Raw genomic sequence first — 13,960 nt, forward strand, 5'->3', positions numbered from 1 at the left:
GCGGCGGCGCGAAAGATGTCGCCAGCGCCCCAGACGCGTCCCACACCGGACGCGTCCCACATCACCTGACCAGGAGCCTTCGCATGACCCGGCTTGCCTCCGAGGACGATTTCCTCGCCGCCATCGACCGCCACTTCACCAACGCCCATCCCCACCTGTGCGTGGGGCGCGGCGACGACTGCGCCGTCATCGCCTGCCCGCCGCGCATGGCCGTGAGCACCGACCTGTTCAACGAGCACAGCCACTTCCGCACCAGCTATTTCAGCCCCGGCGACATCGGCCACAAGGCCCTGGCCGTGAACATCAGCGACCTGGCCGCCTGCGGGGCGCGCCCGTTGGGCTTCAGCCTGGCGCTCACCGCGCCCGCCGACCTTTCGCGCGAGTTCTGCGACGAAATGCTGGCCGCCATGGCCGCCCTGGCCCGCGAGCACGACATGGCCCTGACCGGCGGCGACCTGACCCGTGGCGACGCCCTGTCCCTGTGCATCACCGTGTGGGGCGGCCCCGCGCCGCGCCCGGCCCCTGCGGGCGTTGCGGAGGGTGGCGCGGGCGTGGGCGGGGACGGGAGCGGCGGCGGGAATGCCGGTATCCTTCCGCGCCCCGCCTCCGGGGGCGCGTCCCCCTTCCTGCGCCGGGGCGGCTGCCAGCCGGGCGACCAATTGTTCCTGATGGGCCGTGCGGGGCTGGCCCGCGTGGGCCTGCTGGCGCTGGAAAGCATGGGAACCGAAGCCGCCCGCCTGTACCCCGAGGCATGCCGCGCCCACCTGCGGCCGCGCCCGCAGGTGGCGGCCGGGCTGGCGCTGGCGGCCATCTGCGGCACCGGCGATGCGCGGATCGCGCTCATGGACGTGTCCGACGGGCTGGCGCGCGACCTGCCCCGGCTCATCGGTGCGGACCGGGGCAGCGGCCTGGGCGCGGAACTGGCCATGGACCCTGATGCCCAGCCCGGCGAGGTGCGCGCCTACGCCCTGGCCAACGACCTGGACCCCGTGGACATGGCCTTCACCGGCGGCGAGGACTACGCCCTGCTGGGCAGCTGCCGTCCGGCCATGCTCGACGCCGTGCGCGCGGCCGTGCCCGGTCTGACCCTGCTCGGCCGGGTCACCGCCGACGGCGTGGTGCTGGTCAATGGTGATTTGCCCGTGTCCGCCGGGTTCGACCATTTTTCGGGGTAGGAGACAGGGGCTCGTTTTTTGGACGCCTCCGGCGGCCCCTCAGGGGTGTTTGGTCTGTCGTCATTGGCAATCAAGGAGTGTGCGCACATGGACACCACCCTGCGGCCCATCGGCGTCATCGTGTCGCCGCTCACCGATTTTTCGCAGTGCCCCAAGCAGGGCGACGAGGGCGCGCCCGAGGCGTGGGTGGAGATCGCCGCGCCCTACGTGCCCGGCCTGGATACCCTGGCGCCGGGCCTGTCCCTGACCCTGCTCACCTGGCTGCACCGCGCCGACCGCAGCGTGCTGTCCGTGCACCCGCGCGGCGACATGCGCCGCCCCAAACGCGGCGTGTTCAACACCCGCTCGCCCGCCCGGCCCAACCCCGTGGGCCTGCACGAGGTGCGCCTGCTGGAACTGGCCCCCGGCGCGGACGGCTCCATGCGCCTGCGCGTGGCCCCGCTGGAAGCGCTGGACGGCACGCCGGTCATCGACATCAAGACCTCGTACCGCCAGCGCCAGCCGGAACCGGTTCAGGGCGGCGATGTCGGCGTGGGCAGTGATACGAAGCGTATGACGGATGGTAGTGTAAATGGTGGAGCATTCGTACACGTAGTGTCCGGCTCCGCGCCCTCGCCATGGGGAGAGGGCATCCCCGACGGACACGCCGACGAGTTGCGGCGCATCTGCCTGCGCGGCTGGCAGCGCGGCCTGTATTCCGGGTTCAACGGCAACGCCAGCCTGCGCGTGGGCACGGCCTGCCTGCTGACCTGCTCCGGCGCGGCCAAGGGTGACCTTGGCCCCGGCGACCTCGCGCTGGTGGACATCGCCACCGGCGCGGTGCTGGCCGGGGGCAACCCCTCGTCGGAAGGGGCCATGCATCTGGCCATCTACCGCGCCCGGCCCGACGCCAAGGCCGTGGTGCACACCCACCCGCCGCGCCTGCTGGCTCTGGGCGCGCTGGTGTCACCGGACGACATGCTGCGCCTGCCCATCTACGAATCGGAACTGTTGCGCGGCCAACTGGGCTTCGCACCCGCCCACGCCCCCGGCACCCAGGCGCTGGCCGACGCCGTGGCCGCTGCCGCCGCCACCCGCGACGCGGTGTGGATGGAGCGTCACGGCCTGTGCTGCACCGGCCCCTCCGCCGCCCGCGCGCTGGCCCTGGCCGAGGAACTGGAACACCTGGCCGGGGTGCAACTGGCGGTGCTGTCCGCCCACGCCAAGGTGCGGGACTGAAAGGGCGCAACGGCGCCCTTCGCGGTGCCTTGGCCCGCCGCGCCGCCTTGCGTCCGTCACGCGGAACGGCTAGATTCGCCACCTTGCGGCCATTGCACCGGGCAAACGCGGCACTCGCCGCCGCAGCAGCAGCAGCCGGGGCCGCTCCTCCACAACCTTTTTGGGGCCTTGCCCCGCAACCCCTTTGGGGATTTCCCCGCGCGAGGACATCGCACATGGCTCAGGCTTCCGACGCCGCGCAAGGCATCCGTCCCGATTTCGCCCCCGATTTCGTCAAGACCAACGGGCTCGTGCCCGCCATCGCCCAGTGCGCCGCCACCGGCGAAGTGCTGATGCTGGCGTGGATGAACCAGGAGGCATGGGACGCCACCCTCGCCACCGGCGAGGCGCATTACTTCAGCCGCAGCCGTGGCCGGTTGTGGCACAAGGGCGGCACGTCGGGCCATACCCAGCATATCAAGGCCGTGCGCCTGGACTGCGACAGCGACACCGTGCTGCTGCTCGTGGAACAGAAGGGCGGCGCGGCCTGCCATGAAGGGTACCGCAGCTGTTTCTACCGAGAGCTGAAGGACGGAGAGCCCGTCATCTGCTCGCCCCGCGTGTTCGACCCCAAGGAGGTCTACAAATAATGTCCGGCAACAACATGCTGAAGATCGGCATTCCCAAGGGCTCGCTGGAAGAAGCCACCGTGAACCTGTTCGCCCGTTCCGGGTGGAAGATCCGCAAGCATCACCGCAACTACTTTCCGGAAATCAACGACCCGGAACTGACCGCGCGCCTCTGTCGGGTACAGGAAATCCCCCGCTACCTCGAGGACGGCGTGCTCGACGTGGGGCTGACCGGCAAGGACTGGCTGCTGGAAACCGGGGCCGACGTGGTCACCGTGTCCGACCTGGTCTATTCCAAGGTCAGCAACCGCCCGGCCCGCTGGGTGCTGGCCGTGGCCGGCGATTCGCCCTACGTCCGGCCAGAGGACCTCGCCGGGTGCACCATCGCCACCGAACTGCTGGGCGTCACCCGCCGCTACTTCGAGGACGCGGGCATCCCCGTCAAGGTGCAGTACTCCTGGGGCGCCACCGAGGCCAAGGTGGTCGAGGGCCTGGCCGACGCCATCGTCGAGGTCACCGAGACCGGCACCACCATCAAGGCCCACGGCCTGCGCATCATCGCCGAGGTGTTGCTGACCAACACCGTGCTCATCGCCGGCAAGGCCGCCTGGGCCGACCCGTGGAAGCGCGCCAAGATCGAGCAGATCGACCTCTTGCTGCAAGGCGCGTTGCGCGCCGATTCGCTGGTGGGCCTGAAGATGAACGTGCCCGCGGGCAACCTCGACGCCGTGCTCGACCAGTTGCCCAGCCTCAATTCGCCCACCGTGGCCGGGCTGCGCGACAGCACCTGGTTCGCCGTGGAAATCGTGGTGGACAACGGCGTGGTGCGCGACCTCATCCCCCGTCTGCGCACCGCCGGCGCCGAAGGCATCATCGAGTATTCGCTGAACAAGGTCATTTAAGCCACAGGCAATGAACCGGGGAGGGGAGCTTTTGACGCTCTGCGGTCCTCAGCCGTAAGGCTCGCAAGCTCGCCTAACGGCTGAGGCAAAAGGTTTCCCTCCCCGGCCCCCGCCCTGCTGTCCTCAGCCGTAATGCTCGAAGACTCGCATAACGGCTGAGGCTCCCCCCCCCAAACGTCCATCGTGGACGGTCAGCCCTGACAGAAAGGGCCGGGGCCAACCGCCGGAGGCCGTCCCATGCCCGCACATCCGTTCCTGCCCCGCGAACTCTACGGCATCATCGGCCATCCCCTCGGCCACACCATGAGCCCCCTGCTGCACAACTGGGGCTTCGGCCTGCTGGACATCCCTGCCGTGTACATGGCCTGGCCGCTGGAGCCGGGCCGGGTGGGCGACTTCGTCACCGCCGTGCGTACCCTGCCCATACGCGGAGCCAGCGTCACCATTCCCCACAAGCAGGCCGTGCTGCCCCTGCTGGATGGCGTCAGCGAGCGCGCCCGCGCCGTGGGCGCGGTGAACACCCTGTACTGGCGGGACGGCCGGCTGCTGGGCGAAAACACCGACGTCACCGGCTTTCTGGCCCCCCTGCGCCAGCGCGCATCGGAAGGGTGGCGGTGCGCAAGGGCGCTGGTGCTGGGCAACGGCGGCGCGGCCCGCGCCGTGCTGGCCGGGCTGAACGAGCTTGGCCGGACCGGTGATGGCGCGGTGGGCGAGGTGGCCGTCACCGGGCGCAGCGCGGAAAAGGCCGCCCCCCTGGCCGCCGAATTCGGCGCGGGCGTGGTGGGCTGGGATGCGCGCACCGCCTGGGGCGCGGACCTGGTCGTCAACACCACCCCCATGGGCATGTCCGGCGAGCGGCAGGGCGACACCGCGTATCCGGCGCAGGGGTTCTCGGGTCGTACCGGCCTTGCCTACGACCTTGTCTACAATCCGCTGCGCACCCGCTTCCTGTCCGAGGCCGCCGACGCGGGCTGGGACACCCAGGACGGTCTGGCCATGTTCGTGGAGCAGGGCCGCGAGCAGTTCCGGCTGTGGACCGGCCTGGAACTGCCTGCCGAAGGCGCGCGCACCCTGGTCGCCGTGGCCCTGGGGCTGGGGGACGTGGCCGTGGGCCGCGTCTGCGGCCAGTGCGCGCTGCCCGGCTTGGGGAAAGGGTAGGCCATGGCCGCCGCTGGTGGTCCGGGACACTTCGCGCCCCGGCCCGTCCTTCGGTCCGCCTCCCGGCCCGTCCTCCGGTCGGCACCATATTCCTTTCCATTGCCCGCGCCATGCCGGGCGTGGTGCGTGCTGGCCTTGCTGGCCGCGCTACTGATCCTGCTGAGCGCACCGGCAGCCCGGTCGGCGGAGCCGGACCTCGCCACGCTGCCCCTGCCGGAACTGGCGGCCCGGTTCGAGGCCCGCTACGGCGGGCAGCACCCCGTCCAGTGGGGACCGGCCCTGCCCGGCACGCTCACCCATCTGCCCGCAACTGTCGCTCCCAAAGGTGGCCCGGTCACCGTGGCCCTGACGTTCGACGCCTGCGGCGGCGGGTACGATGCTTCCATCATCGCCCTGCTGCGCGACCTGCGGGTGCCCGCCACCCTGTTTCTGGCCGGGCCGTGGCTCACCGCCCACCCCGCCGAAGCCGCCGACCTCGCGCGCGATCCGCTGTTCGAAATCGCCAACCACGGTGCGCGCCACCGGCCCGCCTCGGTGAGCGGGCGTGTCGCCTACGGTATCCGGGGTACTCGCTCCGTGGCCGAGTTCGTGGACGAGGTGGAATCCAACGCCCGGCGGCTGGCCGCGCTTACCGGCACGCGCCCGCGTTGCTACCGGGCCGCCACCCTGTTCTGCGACGAGGTGGCCGTGCGCGTGGCGGCGGACCTTGGGCAGACCGTTACCGGCTGCACCGTGGCGGCCGACGCCGGGGCCACGCTGCCCGCCCCGGCCGTGGCCCGCAACCTGCTGGCCGCCCGTAACGGGGACATCCTGCTGCTGCACATGAACAAGCCCGACGCGGGCAGCGGCGCGGGACTGCGCGCGGCCCTGCCGGAACTGCTGCGGCGCGGGGTGCGCTTCGTGCGCCTGTCCGATGGGTCGGAGGCTGCGGAGGCGCGGTGACAGGGGCAGGGGGGAGCCGATTTCGTAATCGTGCGCTCTCATGTGGGGGCAGGGAACGCGCGGGGGTGTTTTTTTGCTTGTCACCCCGCCCCACGCATGGCACACAGACCCCGAACAACCACCGTCCAGCCCGCGCCCCCCAAGGGCGCGCGGCAGTCTCCGGCCAGCGCCACGACGTCATTCCATGACGCCCCCCATGAGGGAAGACGAACGCATGATACGCTGCTCGCAGGTCATCCTTTCATCCCGGCCGGTGCACCGGGTGCGCAATCTGGGGCTTCGCCGCTCCGGCAACGCCCGAACGCCCGTGGCCGGCGATGCCGGCCCCTCGGCCCATGCGCACCGGTAACCGGCGCGCCCTGCATTCCGCAGCGTAGCGATTCCGTCCCCCTGCCAAGCTCCGACGTACCGGCTTTTGGTGCGATGCGCCCCGGCGCACCGGCACCGCATCGGGTTCCATGCCCATCCCCGTCCCGCCCTTGCGCATTCGGCCCCCATCCGGTCCCCATCCGGTCGAGGACGGCGGGTATCCGGCCCGTATCGACGTGGAGCGTCGCCCCGCAGTTTCCGGAATCACGCACCCCCGCGAGGATGCACGGCGCCCCGGCCCACGGCCGGCATGGCGTCCGCGCGCGTTCGGCCCGTTGCGCCGGGGGAGATTGGACGGAGTCGCGGCGGCATCCGGCCCGCCCGCCGGCTCACAAGGATAACCAGCACGCAAGGAAGGGGTCACCCCCCGACAGAGTACAGCAAGAGGCGACGATGGCAGAACAGGAACACATCATCGAGTTGCGCGGCGTCACCAAGACGTTCGAGGACACCGTGGCGCTCGACTCCATAGACCTCACCATCCGCAACGGCGAATTCCTGACCCTGCTCGGGCCGTCGGGCTGCGGCAAGACCACCATCCTGCGCCTGGTCTCGGGCTTCGAGCGGCCCACGGCGGGCGAGGTGCGCATCAACGGCCAGGTGGTCAACCGCGTGCCCCCCGAACAGCGCCAGGTGAACACCGTGTTCCAGAACTACGCGCTGTTCCCGCACATGACCGTGCGCGACAACGTGGCCTTCGGCCTGAAGATGCAGGGTGTTGCGGCGGACGAGACCGCCCGCCGCGTGTTCGACGCCCTGCGCATGGTGCATCTGGAAGCCCTGGCCGACCGCAAGCCCCGCCAGCTTTCCGGCGGGCAGCAGCAGCGCGTGGCCATTGCCCGCGCCGTCATCAACAACCCGCTGGTGCTGCTGCTGGACGAGCCGTTCAGCGCGCTGGACTTCAAGCTGCGCAAGCAGATGCAACTGGAAATCAAGCACCTGCAACGGCAACTCGGCATCACCTTCGTGTTCGTCACCCACGACCAGGAAGAGGCCTTCGCCATGTCCGACCGGGTGGTGGTGATGAACGAGGGCCGCATCGAGCAGATCGGCGCGCCCAAGGAAATCTACGAGGAACCCGCCAACATGTACGTGGCGCGCTTCGTGGGCGACATCAACGCGCTGCCCGGCCGCATCGACGCCGTGCGCCTGGACTGGACGGCCGCGCCGGGCACGCCCCTGGCCCCTCCCGCCCACGGCACGCAGGAGCACGCCGCCCTGCCGCAGGACCTGAAGCCCGGCGAACACCTGTACGACGCCACCGTGGGCGGCACGGTGTTTCCGGTGCGCTCGCGCCGCAGGCTGGCCCCCGGCGACGCGGTGCAGGTGCTGCTGCGGCCCGAGGACTTGCGCATCGACCGCATTGCGGATGCGGAAACCCCGGACTGGCCGCACCTGTGGGGCCGCATCGAGGAATCGGTATACAAGGGCGCCACCGTGGACCTGGTCATCACCCTGGACGACGGGCAGCGCCTGATGGCGGCGGAGTTCTTCAACGAGGACGACGAGGACATCAACTACAACCCCGGCGAGCGCGTGGCCGTAAGCTGGGTGGACGGATGGGAGGTCCTGCTGCCCGATGACGCGGCGTAGACCCTTCCGCACCGCCAGCATCGCGGTGGTCTGGTTGTGGCTGGGGCTGTTCGCCCTTTTGCCCAACCTCGGCCTGCTGCTGGTCACCTTTCTCGAACGGGGCGAGTCGGACTTCGTGAACCTGGTGTTCACCTGGAACAACTACGCCCGCCTCGCCGACCCGGTGTTCGTCAGGATTCTGGGCGAATCGCTGTGGCTGGCCGCCGCCAGCACCCTGGTGTGCCTGCTCATCGGCTACCCGTTCGCCTATGCCGTGGCCACGGCCCGGCGCGCGTTGCGGCCGTGGCTGCTGTTGCTGGTGGTCATCCCGTTCTGGACCAACTCGCTCATCCGCACCTATGCGCTGATCATCATCCTGAAGTCGCAGGGGATCGCCTCCAACGTGCTCATGGCCCTGGGGCTGGTCGATGAGCCGGTGTCGTTCATGTACGGCGAGTTCGCGGTGTTCACGGGGCTTACCTACACGCTGCTGCCGTTCATGATCCTGCCGCTGTACGCGTCCATAGAAAAGCTGGACAAGCGGCTGCTGGACGCGGCCAAGGACCTGGGGGCCAGCAGCCTGCGGGCCTTCTGGCATGTCACCCTGCCCCTGACCCTGCCGGGCATCGTGGCCGGGTGCATGCTGGTGTTCCTGCCCTCGCTGGGGTGTTTCTACATTCCGGAAATCCTGGGCGGGGCCAAGAGCATGCTCATCGGCAACTTCATCAAGAACCAGTTCCTGGTGGCGCGCGACTGGCCGCTGGGCGCCGCCGCCAGCACCATCATGACCGCGCTGCTGGTGCTGATGATCATCGGCTACTGGCTCAGCAGCCGCCGCGTGGCCGCGCGCGAACGCAAGGGCGCGGACACCGGCGCGACCCTCGGGATGGGGGGGGCAGGCCGCACGCCCGACGGCGACCATGCGATGCATGATGGCGGCGACGGCATGGCGTACGGCGCGCGGGGGAGGGCGTAGGATGAAGCTGCGCACCCTCCGCACCTGGCTGGTCTGGCTGGTCTATGCCTTCCTGTACGTGCCCATCCTGGTGGTCATCGTCTATTCCTTCAACGACGCGCGCTACACCACCGAATGGAAGGGCTTCACCCTGAAGTGGTATTCCGCCCTGGCCGCCAACGGCCCGCTGGTGGACGCCGCGCTCAACTCGCTGTCGGTGGCCACCCTGGCCGCCACCATCGCCACGGTGCTGGGCACGCTGGCGGCCATCTGTATCCGGCGCTACCGCTTTCCGGGGCGCAAGGTGCTGCACGGCTGCATCTACGTGCTCACCGTGTCGCCAGACATCGTCATGGGCATCTCGCTGCTCATCTTCTTCATCGCCCTTCAGGTGCAGCTGGGCTTCTGGACCCTGCTGGCCGCCCACGTCACCCTGGCGCTGCCCTTCGTCACCGTGACGGTGCTGGCGCGCCTGGCCGAGTTCGACGAGCAGCTCATCGAGGCCGCGCGCGACCTTGGCGCGTCGGAATGGCGGGCCTTCCGCCACGTGCTGCTGCCCCTGGCCGCGCCCGCCGTGGCGGCGGGGTGGCTGCTGTCGTTCACCCTGTCCATGGACGACGTGCTGGTGAGCTTCTTCGTCACCGGGCCCACCTTCGAGGTGCTGCCCCTGCGCGTCTATTCCATGGTGCGCCTTGGCGTGAAGCCGGACATCAACGCCCTGTCGGCGGTGATGTTCGCGCTGACCATAGTGCTGGTGCTGCTGGCACAAACCCTTACCAGGACGAGGAGGAAATGATGCGCACGAAGCTGCACGCGGCCCGCGCCGCGCTGGTGATGGTGGGCCTTGCCCTGGCGGTGCTGGCGGCGACGCTGTTCGCAAGCCCCGCCGTGGCGGCGGAAGAAAAGGTGCTGCACGTCTACAACTGGTCGGAGTACGTGCCCCAGTCGGTGCTCGACAGGTTCGCCAAGGAGACGGGCATCAAGGTGGTGTACACCACCTACGAATCCAACGAGGCCATGTACGCCAAGATCAAGCTGCTGAAGGGCGTGGGCTACGACGTGATCGTGCCGTCCACCTACTTCATCTCCATGATGCGCGACGACGGGCTGCTGGCCAGGATCGACAAGACCAAGCTGAAGAATTTCAAGAACCTTTCGCCCAAGGTGCTGGACCAGCCGTTCGACCCGGGCAACGAATACTCGGTGCCCTACATGTGGGGCTCGGCGGGCTTGATGGTGAACAGGAAGGTGGTGGACCCGGCCACCGTCGCCAGCTGGAACGACCTGAACCGTCCCGAGTTCGCGGGCAAGGTCATCCTGTCCGACGACCAGCGAGACTCCATGGGCGTGGCCCTGAAGGCGCTGGGCTACTCGGTGAACTCCACCAATGAGGCCGAAATCAAGGCCGCCTACGAATGGCTGAAGAAGCTGCTGCCCTCGGTGCGCGTGTTCGACGTGACCGCCAGCAAGCAGGCGTTCATCAGCGAGGAAGTGGCCGCGGGCCTGATCTGGAACGGCGACGCCTACATCGCCGCCGGCGAGAATGAAAACCTGGTGTACGTCTACCCCAGGGAAGGCGTGCCCCTGTGGGTGGACAGCCTGGCCATCCCCGTGGGGGCCAAGCACAAGGAAAACGCCCACAAGTTCATCGACTTCCTGCTGCGGCCCGACGTGGCCAAGGAATGCGTGGAGGAATACAACTACTCCACCCCCAACGTGGCCGCGCAGAAGATGCTTTCGCCCGAGTTGGCCAAGAGCCGCATCACCTCGCCCACCGACGCGGACCTGAAGAACGCCGAGTTCACCAACAGCGTGGGCAACGCGCTGGAAGTCTACGAAAAGTACTGGGAGATGCTGAAGACCGGCAGTTAGGGACTGTTTCTAACTTGTCCCTTCGCCCGTTGGCTTCGTCAAACGTCGCCTGCCATTTCGGTCAAATACGATAAGAGTATACTCCCTCATGGCAGGCTTGTTTTCCTTGCCAACGAACGAAAATCCTAAGTTAGATAACAGCCCCTAGCCCGGTTCCCGCACCCGGCCGTTTCCCCGGCCCTTGCCGATCGCTCGGCGGGGGCCGGGATTTTTTTTGCGCCGGGTGGGCCGCACCCTGGGCGAGCGCCGGGCATGCCTCCGTGCGTTGGCGGGCAGGGCGTGGGCCTTGCCGTTGGCGGGCTGGAACCCGTTCTTACCGATACGGATGCATGCGAACCATAACCGACGGCGTGACATGCGTTTGCAGTGGCAACGGTGTCGCTCGGGGCCGAAATACCGTCCGGTGCGGCATTTGCCCTGCGTGCAATGCCGCACCGTGTTCATGGAAGAGTATTGATTGTGTCATGCCTGACATAAATATGTATATTGGAACGTGGCGAAAATGCGTCCTATGTCATGCAGGGCATAAATTGACACCATTGCGTGCCGTAAATAGTGAGAGTGAAGGCGGGTGTTGCGTCACGCCTGCATGCAACGGACCCCGCGCGGACGGCAGCCTTCCGTCCGCGCGGCCCGTACCGGTATTGCAGATGTGGTGGTGTCGGCCATGCATGCCGCGTGCAGTCGCACGCGACGGCGCGCATGGCGCGGTGGCGTCGCCGTTGGTGGCGCGCGCCTGTTCTTACACAGCAATGGAGGCTGACATGGCGAAATTCATACGCGTTGACATGGGTTCGAGGACGGCGGAGATCGGGGACTGTCCCGAAAGGTATGCCGGGCTTGCGGGGCGCGGCCTGACGTCCATGTTCGTTGCCGACGAGGTGAAGCCCACCTGCCATCCCCTTGGCAAGTACAACAAGCTCGTCTTCGCCCCCGGCTTTCTCACCGGCACCAGCGCGGTGAACTCCGGCCGCATCTCCTGCGGGGCCAAAAGCCCCCTCACCGGCGGCATCAAGGAAAGCAACAGCGGCGGCAGCTTTTCGCAGAAGATGGCCCGCCTGGACATCAAGGCCCTGGTGTTCGAAGGCCTGCCCGCCGACGGCGCGTATGCCGTGGTCAAGGTGGACAAGGACGGCGTGACCTTTGACGAGGCCCCCGCCGAAATCATCGGCGCGGGCAACTACGACGCCGTCAAGGCGTTGCAGGCCAAGTACGGCCCCAAGGTGGGCGTGGCGCTCATCGGCCCTGCGGGCGAGATGAAGCTGTCCGCCGCCAACATTTCCTTCGCCGACCCGGAAGGCAACATCCGCAGCGCCGGGCGCGGCGGGCTGGGGGCCGTCATGGGCTCCAAGGGGATCAAGGCGGTGGTCATCGACGACGCGGGCGCGCCCGCCGTCGCCATCGCCAGGCCCGAGGAGTTCAAGAGCGCGGCCAAGCGCTTCGCCAACGCCCTGACCACCCACCCCGTCACCGGCCAGGGCCTGCCCAAGTACGGCACCAACGTGCTGGTGAACATCCTGAACGAGGCGGGCGGCCTGCCCACGGAAAACTTCCGCCGGGGCCGCAACGAATGGGCCAACAACATCGGCGGCGAAACCATGGCCGCCACCATCGAGGAACGCGGCGGCAAGACCACCCACGGCTGCCACGCGGGGTGCGTCATCCGCTGTTCGCAGCACTACGTGGACAAGCAGGGCAAATACATCACCAGCGGCTTCGAGTATGAAACCATCTGGGCGCTGGGGGCGGACGCCGCCATCGACGACCTGGACGCCATCGCCTACGCCGACCGCGAGTACGACGAGGTGGGGATCGATTCCATCGAGACCTCGGTGGCCGTGGCCGTGGCCATGGACGCGGGCGTCATCCCGTGGGGCGACGCCAAGGCGGCGCTGGACCTGATCAAGCAGATCCGCCAGGGCACTCCCCTGGGGCGCATCCTGGGGTGCGGCGCGGCGGCCGTGGGCCAGATGTACGGGCTTACGCGCGTGCCGGTGGTGAAGAACCAGGCCATTCCCGCCTACGACCCGCGCGCGGTGAAGGGCGTGGGCCTGACCTACGCCACCACCCCCATGGGCGCGGACCACACCGCCGGGTACGCCGTGGCCACCAACATCCTGCGGGTGGGCGGCTTCGTCGATCCGCTGGGCAAGGAAGGGCAGGTGGAGCTTTCGCGCAACCTGCAGATCGCCACCGCCGCCGTGGACTCCACCGGCATGTGCCTGTTCATCGCTTTCGCCATCCTGGACATCCCCGACGGGTTCAACGCGCTGGTGGACATGATCAATGCGCGGTACGATCTGGCCCTGACGGGCGACGACGTGACGGCCCTCGGCAAGACCATCCTGAAGGCCGAATTGGACTTCAACCGGCGCGCCGGGTTCACCAGCGCGCACGACCGTCTGCCCGAGTTCTTCGAGGAACCGTGCCCCCCGCACAACACCGTGTGGGACTTCACGGACGAGGAAATCGACAGCGTGCTGGCCTTCTAGCACAGGTATCCGCGCGGCCGCCCCGAAGGGCGGGGCGGCCATGGCCGGATCATGTCCGGAACAGGGCCAAAGTATGGCAGGACAGGCGGACGACACATGCACATCACGGTGAAATGCTACGCCACGTTGCAACGCTTCCAGCCGAAGGACGGGGAGGAATGTTCCCTGCCCGGGGGCGGGACCGTGCGCGACGTGGTGCTGCGTCTCGGCATCGCGCCGGAAGACGTGGCGGTGATCTTCATCAACGGCCTGCATGCACCGCTGGACAGGGCGCTGGCGGACGGTGACCGGCTGGGCCTGTTCCCGGCGGTGGGCGGCGGGTAGGCGCGGGGCGGAGGGACCATGGTGGACGACTCGCGCCAGCCGGGCGCTGCCGGGGTTGCGTCCGGCGTTGGAACGGACGGCGGCGGCATGCCGCCGGACGCCATCGAACTGCGGGCGTTCATGGGGCTTGCGGACCTGTTCCGCCAGCGCGGATGGGCCGTGCCCCTGCCGGTGCGCGTCCATCCGGGCACCACGGGGCCGGAACTGCTGCGCCAGCTCGACATCGCCCCGGAGATGGTGGAAGTGGTTTTCGTCAACGGCAAGGCGGTGAGCCCGGACCTGGCCGTGGTGTCCGGCGGGGACAGGGTGGCGCTGGCGCCGCCCGGCGTTCCGGGGCCGTACCGGGTTCTGCTGGGGTTCCGCAAGATGTGAT

General features: G+C 68.7%; 13 protein-coding genes. All 13 read left to right on the top strand.

Features of this window, described 5'->3' with window-relative positions:
* The first annotated feature begins 83 nt into the window (after positions 1-83).
* The 13 genes from V6B97_RS03205 (at position 84) to V6B97_RS03265 (ending at position 13,959) form a co-directional block, all read left to right on the top strand.
* Positions 84-1,175, top strand: coding sequence for a thiamine-phosphate kinase (locus V6B97_RS03205; protein WP_333505050.1), 1,092 nt, complete (start codon positions 84-86; stop codon positions 1,173-1,175).
* 87 nt (positions 1,176-1,262) lie between these two features.
* A complete protein-coding gene (gene tsaA, locus V6B97_RS03210; RefSeq protein ID WP_333505051.1) occupies positions 1,263-2,393 on the top strand; it encodes a tRNA (N6-threonylcarbamoyladenosine(37)-N6)-methyltransferase TrmO in 1,131 nt (376 codons plus the stop codon).
* 215 nt (positions 2,394-2,608) lie between these two features.
* Complete coding sequence (hisI, locus tag V6B97_RS03215) at positions 2,609-3,022, top strand: phosphoribosyl-AMP cyclohydrolase (RefSeq protein WP_333505052.1); 414 nt, start codon at positions 2,609-2,611, stop codon at positions 3,020-3,022.
* Positions 3,022-3,903 carry an ATP phosphoribosyltransferase gene (gene hisG / locus V6B97_RS03220; protein WP_333505053.1) on the top strand — a complete coding sequence of 294 codons (882 nt, stop codon included), beginning with the start codon at positions 3,022-3,024 and terminating at the stop codon, positions 3,901-3,903. The genes hisI and hisG overlap by 1 nt, the downstream gene beginning before the upstream one ends.
* 237 nt (positions 3,904-4,140) lie before the next feature.
* Positions 4,141-5,061 (top strand): shikimate dehydrogenase, encoded by a 921-nt coding sequence (gene aroE, locus V6B97_RS03225; protein ID WP_333505054.1) that lies wholly within the window; start codon positions 4,141-4,143, stop codon positions 5,059-5,061.
* A 126-nt stretch (positions 5,062-5,187) separates the two neighbouring features.
* The gene (locus V6B97_RS03230; protein ID WP_333505055.1) at positions 5,188-6,003 is read left to right on the top strand and encodes a polysaccharide deacetylase family protein; all 816 of its coding nucleotides are present in this window, start codon (positions 5,188-5,190) and stop codon (positions 6,001-6,003) included.
* Between the two features lie 762 nt (positions 6,004-6,765).
* Positions 6,766-7,965 carry a spermidine/putrescine ABC transporter ATP-binding protein PotA gene (gene potA, locus V6B97_RS03235; RefSeq protein ID WP_333505056.1) on the top strand — a complete coding sequence of 400 codons (1,200 nt, stop codon included), beginning with the start codon at positions 6,766-6,768 and terminating at the stop codon, positions 7,963-7,965.
* Complete coding sequence (gene potB / locus V6B97_RS03240; RefSeq protein ID WP_333505057.1) at positions 7,952-8,920, top strand: spermidine/putrescine ABC transporter permease PotB; 969 nt, start codon at positions 7,952-7,954, stop codon at positions 8,918-8,920. The genes potA and potB overlap by 14 nt, the downstream gene beginning before the upstream one ends.
* Position 8,921: 1 nt before the next feature.
* Positions 8,922-9,695, top strand: coding sequence for a spermidine/putrescine ABC transporter permease PotC (potC, locus tag V6B97_RS03245; RefSeq protein WP_333505058.1), 774 nt, complete (start codon positions 8,922-8,924; stop codon positions 9,693-9,695).
* A gap of 38 nt (positions 9,696-9,733) precedes the next feature.
* Entirely contained in the window at positions 9,734-10,771 is a 1,038-nt protein-coding gene (locus tag V6B97_RS03250) for an extracellular solute-binding protein (RefSeq protein ID WP_333505124.1), read from the top strand.
* Positions 10,772-11,535: 764 nt separating this feature from the next.
* Complete coding sequence (locus tag V6B97_RS03255; RefSeq protein ID WP_333505059.1) at positions 11,536-13,263, top strand: aldehyde ferredoxin oxidoreductase C-terminal domain-containing protein; 1,728 nt, start codon at positions 11,536-11,538, stop codon at positions 13,261-13,263.
* 96 nt (positions 13,264-13,359) lie between these two features.
* Positions 13,360-13,587 (top strand): MoaD/ThiS family protein, encoded by a 228-nt coding sequence (locus tag V6B97_RS03260; RefSeq protein WP_333505060.1) that lies wholly within the window; start codon positions 13,360-13,362, stop codon positions 13,585-13,587.
* 87 nt (positions 13,588-13,674) lie between these two features.
* Positions 13,675-13,959: a MoaD/ThiS family protein gene (locus tag V6B97_RS03265; RefSeq protein WP_333505125.1), complete on the top strand. Its 285-nt coding sequence runs from the start codon at positions 13,675-13,677 to the stop codon at positions 13,957-13,959.
* Position 13,960: the final 1 nt, after the last annotated feature.

Origin of the sequence: Nitratidesulfovibrio sp. 1201_IL3209 (assembly GCF_036763125.1) — a bacterium.
In the GTDB taxonomy this organism is placed as follows: Bacteria; Desulfobacterota; Desulfovibrionia; order Desulfovibrionales; family Desulfovibrionaceae; genus Cupidesulfovibrio.

Bases quoted from the DNA above. Each gene is read 5' to 3' on its own strand.
- hisI (WP_333505052.1), top strand. From the start codon at position 2,609: ATGGCTCAGGCTTCCGACGCCGCGCAAGGCATCCGTCCCGATTTCGCC.
- hisG (WP_333505053.1), top strand. From the start codon at position 3,022: ATGTCCGGCAACAACATGCTGAAGATCGGCATTCCCAAGGGCTCGCTG.
- V6B97_RS03260 (WP_333505060.1), top strand. From the start codon at position 13,360: ATGCACATCACGGTGAAATGCTACGCCACGTTGCAACGCTTCCAGCCG.
- potC (WP_333505058.1), top strand. From the start codon at position 8,922: ATGAAGCTGCGCACCCTCCGCACCTGGCTGGTCTGGCTGGTCTATGCC.
- potB (WP_333505057.1), top strand. From the start codon at position 7,952: ATGACGCGGCGTAGACCCTTCCGCACCGCCAGCATCGCGGTGGTCTGG.
- potA (WP_333505056.1), top strand. From the start codon at position 6,766: ATGGCAGAACAGGAACACATCATCGAGTTGCGCGGCGTCACCAAGACG.
- V6B97_RS03205 (WP_333505050.1), top strand. From the start codon at position 84: ATGACCCGGCTTGCCTCCGAGGACGATTTCCTCGCCGCCATCGACCGC.
- aroE (WP_333505054.1), top strand. From the start codon at position 4,141: ATGCCCGCACATCCGTTCCTGCCCCGCGAACTCTACGGCATCATCGGC.
- V6B97_RS03255 (WP_333505059.1), top strand. From the start codon at position 11,536: ATGGCGAAATTCATACGCGTTGACATGGGTTCGAGGACGGCGGAGATC.
- tsaA (WP_333505051.1), top strand. From the start codon at position 1,263: ATGGACACCACCCTGCGGCCCATCGGCGTCATCGTGTCGCCGCTCACC.
- V6B97_RS03250 (WP_333505124.1), top strand. From the start codon at position 9,734: ATGGTGGGCCTTGCCCTGGCGGTGCTGGCGGCGACGCTGTTCGCAAGC.
- V6B97_RS03265 (WP_333505125.1), top strand. From the start codon at position 13,675: ATGCCGCCGGACGCCATCGAACTGCGGGCGTTCATGGGGCTTGCGGAC.